This is a genomic window from Luteimonas sp. MC1895 (genome assembly GCF_016457215.1).
Classification (GTDB): Bacteria; Pseudomonadota; Gammaproteobacteria; order Xanthomonadales; family Xanthomonadaceae; genus Luteimonas.
The window spans coordinates 1-5,669 of record NZ_JAEMDY010000007.1; the positions used below are offsets into that span (position 1 = coordinate 1).

Below are 5,669 nucleotides of genomic sequence, written 5' to 3' on the forward strand. Positions count from 1 at the left end.
AGAGGCCGGCATCGGGGGACATGAGCGGCAGCAGGCCATGCGTCGAAGCGCCGCGGCGCCCAAAAGAAAAACCCCGCAGCCGAGGCTGCGGGGTTTTGGGGTAAAAACCCTGGCGATGACCTACTCTCGCATGCTGAATGCACACTACCATCGGCGCGTTCACGTTTCACTTCCGAGTTCGGAATGGGATCGGGTGGTTCCATGAAGCTATTGTCACCAGGGAGAGGGTGGAGGGTCGCGGGCCGGTGGTGCTGGCTTGACGCGCACACGCTCTCGTTGGGTTGCCTCGGAACGGAGCTTGAACACAGCTCCGCCGTTGGCGAATAAGTAGGGACGTAGCGAACTTTTGGGTCGAACATCGACGCGTCGTCGAGTCCAAGGCCACTTGAGGTTATATGGTCAAGCCTCACGGATCATTAGTACTGGTTAGCTCAATACATTGCTGTACTTACACACCCAGCCTATCAACCACCTGGTCTTGATGGTTCCTTCAGGGGACTTGTGTCCCGGGAGATCTCATCTTGAGGCGCGCTTCCCGCTTAGATGCTTTCAGCGGTTATCGCTTCCGAACGTAGCTACCCAGCAATGCCTCTGGCGAGACAACTGGAACACCAGCGGTTCGTCCACTCCGGTCCTCTCGTACTAGGAGCAGCCCCTCTCAAATCTCCAACGCCCATGGCAGATAGGGACCGAACTGTCTCACGACGTTCTGAACCCAGCTCGCGTACCACTTTAAATGGCGAACAGCCATACCCTTGGGACCGACTACAGCCCCAGGATGTGATGAGCCGACATCGAGGTGCCAAACACCGCCGTCGATATGAACTCTTGGGCGGTATCAGCCTGTTATCCCCGGAGTACCTTTTATCCGTTGAGCGATGGCCCTTCCATACAGAACCACCGGATCACTAAGTCCTAGTTTCCTACCTGCTTGATCCGTCGATCTTGCAGTCAAGCACGCTTATGCCTTTGCACACAGTGCGCGATGTCCGACCGCGCTGAGCGTACCTTCGAGCTCCTCCGTTACTCTTTGGGAGGAGACCGCCCCAGTCAAACTACCCACCATACACGGTCCCCGATCCGGATCACGGACCTAGGTTAGAACGTCAAGCACGACAGGGTGGTATTTCAAGGTTGGCTCCACCCCAGCTAGCGCCAGGGTTTCACAGCCTCCCACCTATCCTACACAGACGAACTCAACGTTCAGTGTAAAGCTATAGTAAAGGTTCACGGGGTCTTTCCGTCTTGCCACGGGAACGCTGCATCTTCACAGCGATTTCAATTTCACTGAGTCTCGGGTGGAGACAGTGCCGCCATCGTTACGCCATTCGTGCAGGTCGGAACTTACCCGACAAGGAATTTCGCTACCTTAGGACCGTTATAGTTACGGCCGCCGTTTACCGGGGCTTCGATCAAGAGCTTCGCCTTGCGGCTGACCCCATCAATTAACCTTCCGGCACCGGGCAGGCGTCAGACCCTATACGTCCACTTTCGTGTTTGCAGAGTCCTGTGTTTTTGATAAACAGTCGCAGCGGCCTGGTATCTGCGGCCCTCGCTCGCTCAGCTGCGCATGCAGCCACGAACAAGGGCGTACCTTCTCCCGAAGTTACGGTACCATTTTGCCTAGTTCCTTCACCCGAGTTCTCTCAAGCGCCTGAGAATTCTCATCCTACCCACCTGTGTCGGTTTACGGTACGGTCTGCACAAGCTGAAGCTTAGGAGCTTTTCCTGGAAGCGTGGTATCAGTCACTTCGCTCTAATGAGCTCGTCTCGGTGCTCGGTCTTGAAGGGTCCCGGATTTGCCAAAGACCCAAACCTACCGCCTTTCCCCAGGACAACCAACGCCTGGTAGACCTAACCTTCTCCGTCCCTCCATCGCACTTGTGCGAGGTGCTGGAATATTAACCAGCTTCCCATCGACTACGCATTTCTGCCTCGCCTTAGGGGCCGACTCACCCTGCGTCGATTAACGTTGCGCAAGGAAACCTTGGGCTTTCGGCGTGGGGGCTTTTCACCCCCATTATCGTTACTCATGTCAGCATTCGCACTTCCGATACCTCCAGCAGACTTCTCAATCCACCTTCACCGGCTTACGGAACGCTCCTCTACCGCGCATCACGAAGTGATGCACCCCAAGCTTCGGTTCCATGCTTAGCCCCGTTAAATCTTCCCCGCAGACCGACTCGACCAGTGAGCTATTACGCTTTCTTTAAAGGATGGCTGCTTCTAAGCCAACCTCCTGGCTGTCTGTGCCTTTCCACATGGTTTTCCACTCAGCATGGAATTTGGGACCTTAGCTGTGGGTCTGGGTTGTTTCCCTTTTCACGACGAACGTTAGCACCCGCCGTGTGTCTCCCGCATAGTCTGTCTTGGTATTCGGAGTTTGCAATGGTTTGGTAAGTCGCAATGACCCCCTAGCCATAACAGTGCTCTACCCCCAAGAAGATTCGTGCGAGGCGCTACCTAAATAGCTTTCGAGGAGAACCAGCTATCTCCGGGTTCGATTAGCTTTTCACTCCTAATCACACCTCATCCCCTACCTTTGCAACGGGAGTGGGTTCGGGCCTCCAGTACCTGTTACGGTACCTTCACCCTGGGCATGACTAGATCACCCGGTTTCGGGTCTACTGCCCGCGACTATGCGCCCTTATCAGACTCGGTTTCCCTTCGCCTCCCCTATACGGTTAAGCTCGCCACGAACAGTAAGTCGCTGACCCATTATACAAAAGGTACGCAGTCACCCCGAAGGGCTCCTACTGCTTGTACGCACACGGTTTCAGGGTCTATTTCACTCCCCTCACCGGGGTTCTTTTCGCCTTTCCCTCACGGTACTGGTTCACTATCGGTCGGTCAGGAGTATTTAGCCTTGGAGGATGGTCCCCCCATGTTCAGACAGGGTTTCTCGTGCCCCGCCCTACTCACTTTTCATCATTCCGGCCCTTTCGCATACAGGGCTGTCACCTTCTATGGCCAGTCTTTCCAGACTGTTTTGCTAGAACCGGAACAACTTTTGGGCTGCTCCCCGTTCGCTCGTCGCTACTGGGGGAATCTCGGTTGATTTCTTTTCCTCCGGGTACTTAGATATTTCAGTTCCCCGGGTTCGCCTTGCATGGCTATGTATTCACCATGCAATACTCCTTGCGGAGTGGGTTTCCCCATTCGGACATTGCCGGATCAAAGCTTGTTGCCAGCTCCCCGACACTTTTCGCAGGCTGCCACGTCCTTCATCGCCTCTGACCGCCAAGGCATCCACCGTGTGCGCTTATTCGCTTGACCATATAACCCCAAGTCGCCTCGGAGCCATATGACGTGCCACCAGGGGTACAAATCCCGGCAGCGCGAAACATACACTCAATCTCTAGGGCCTCAAGGGCCCCGCCTTAGCCTCTACGACACGTCTGGATATTCGTCTCAAACGCTCGCTACGTCCCTGGTTTTCAAAGAACACGGGCCGGCCACAATGCCGCCCCGCTTCAAATCTTGATGTGTGTGCGCAGATCATCCAGGAATGGTGGGTCTGGGAGGACTCGAACCACCGGCCTCACCCTTATCAGGGGTGCGCTCTAACCACCTGAGCTACAGACCCAATGTCTTCCCCAGCGTGGTGGAGCCTGTCGGGATCGAACCGACGACCCCCTGCTTGCAAAGCAGGTGCTCTCCCAGCTGAGCTAAGGCCCCAAAAACGGGGTCGGTCCCCCGGCTTGCGCCGTGGAACTCCTGGATGCAGGTCACTTGTGCGGACGCCTGACAGGCAATTAGCTGTCTTTAGTCTCTAAAGGAGGTGATCCAGCCGCACCTTCCGATACGGCTACCTTGTTACGACTTCACCCCAGTCATCGGCCACACCGTGGCAAGCGCCCTCCCGAAGGTTAAGCTACCTGCTTCTGGTGCAACAGACTCCCATGGTGTGACGGGCGGTGTGTACAAGGCCCGGGAACGTATTCACCGCAGCAATGCTGATCTGCGATTACTAGCGATTCCGACTTCACGGAGTCGAGTTGCAGACTCCGATCCGGACTGAGAGAAGGTTTCTGGGATTGGCTTGCCCTCGCGGGTTCGCAGCCCTCTGTCCTTCCCATTGTAGTACGTGTGTAGCCCTGGCCGTAAGGGCCATGATGACTTGACGTCATCCCCACCTTCCTCCGGTTTGTCACCGGCGGTCTCCTTAGAGTTCCCACCATTACGTGCTGGCAACTAAGGACAAGGGTTGCGCTCGTTGCGGGACTTAACCCAACATCTCACGACACGAGCTGACGACAGCCATGCAGCACCTGTGTTCGCGTTCCCGAAGGCACCAATCCATCTCTGGAAAGTTCGCGACATGTCAAGGCCAGGTAAGGTTCTTCGCGTTGCATCGAATTAAACCACATACTCCACCGCTTGTGCGGGCCCCCGTCAATTCCTTTGAGTTTCAGTCTTGCGACCGTACTCCCCAGGCGGCGAACTTAACGCGTTAGCTTCGATACTGAAGACTCAATTGTCCCCAACATCCAGTTCGCATCGTTTAGGGCGTGGACTACCAGGGTATCTAATCCTGTTTGCTCCCCACGCTTTCGTGCCTCAGTGTCAGTGCTGGTCCAGATGGCCGCCTTCGCCACGGATGTTCCTCCTGATATCTACGCATTTCACTGCTACACCAGGAATTCCGCCATCCTCTCCCGCACTCTAGCTCGCCAGTATCCAGTGCAATTCCCAGGTTGAGCCCAGGGCTTTCACATCAGACTTAACAAACCACCTACGCACGCTTTACGCCCAGTAATTCCGAGTAACGCTTGCACCCTTCGTATTACCGCGGCTGCTGGCACGAAGTTAGCCGGTGCTTATTCTTTGGGTACCGTCAGAACAACCGGGTATTAACCAGCTGCTTTTCTTTCCCAACAAAAGAGCTTTACAACCCGAAGGCCTTCTTCACTCACGCGGCATGGCTGGATCAGGCTTTCGCCCATTGTCCAATATTCCCCACTGCTGCCTCCCGTAGGAGTCTGGACCGTGTCTCAGTTCCAGTGTGGCTGATCATCCTCTCAGACCAGCTACGGATCGTCGCCTTGGTGGGCCTTTACCCCGCCAACTAGCTAATCCGACATCGGCTCATCTATCTGCGCCAGGCCCGAAGGTCCCCGGCTTTCACCCGTAGGTCGTATGCGGTATTAGTCCCGGTTTCCCGAGGTTATCCCCCACAAATAGGCAGATTCCGATGTGTTCCTCACCCGTCCGCCACTCGCCACCCAGAGAGCAAGCTCTCCTGTGCTGCCGTTCGACTTGCATGTGTTAGGCCTGCCGCCAGCGTTCACTCTGAGCCAGGATCAAACTCTTCACTTAAAATTGCATGGACCGAAGTCCAAACTCTTGAGTGCAGTCGTCGTCCCGAGCTCCAATTACCCGCTTGCATTTGCATGCATTTGAATCGTTGTTGCTCTTGGTACGAACGTCTGCAAGATGGACAACCATCCACCGGCCAGACGCCCGCACAAGTCACCTGCGCACACTGTCAAAGATCTTCGGAAGTGGCCTCAGCGCCTCCTTCCTTCAACCCCGCCGTTTCCGCCGGGGTGAGCCGCACATTGTAGCGCGACTTTCGCGTCCGTCAACACCCTGTGGGTGGAAACTTCCGCCTCCCCCGCCGCCGCGCCGTGTTGGCCGTGTCCGCCGGGGAGCCGCACATATTAGCG

Annotated in this window: 2 tRNA genes and 3 rRNA genes; all 5 read right to left on the bottom strand. The window is 55.9% G+C overall.

The window, feature by feature from the left end:
- Window positions 1-107 precede the first annotated feature (107 nt).
- A 5S ribosomal RNA gene (gene rrf / locus JG616_RS13530) occupies window positions 108-221 on the bottom strand.
- Window positions 222-395: 174 nt separating this feature from the next.
- A 23S ribosomal RNA gene (locus JG616_RS13535) occupies window positions 396-3,276 on the bottom strand.
- A 233-nt stretch (window positions 3,277-3,509) separates the two neighbouring features.
- A tRNA-Ile gene (locus JG616_RS13540) sits at window positions 3,510-3,586 on the bottom strand.
- Between the two features lie 16 nt (window positions 3,587-3,602).
- Window positions 3,603-3,678 (bottom strand) — tRNA-Ala (locus JG616_RS13545).
- A 96-nt stretch (window positions 3,679-3,774) separates the two neighbouring features.
- Window positions 3,775-5,319, bottom strand: a 16S ribosomal RNA gene (locus JG616_RS13550).
- Together the 16S, 23S and 5S rRNA genes with 2 tRNA genes alongside form the textbook arrangement of a ribosomal RNA operon.
- Window positions 5,320-5,669: the final 350 nt, after the last annotated feature.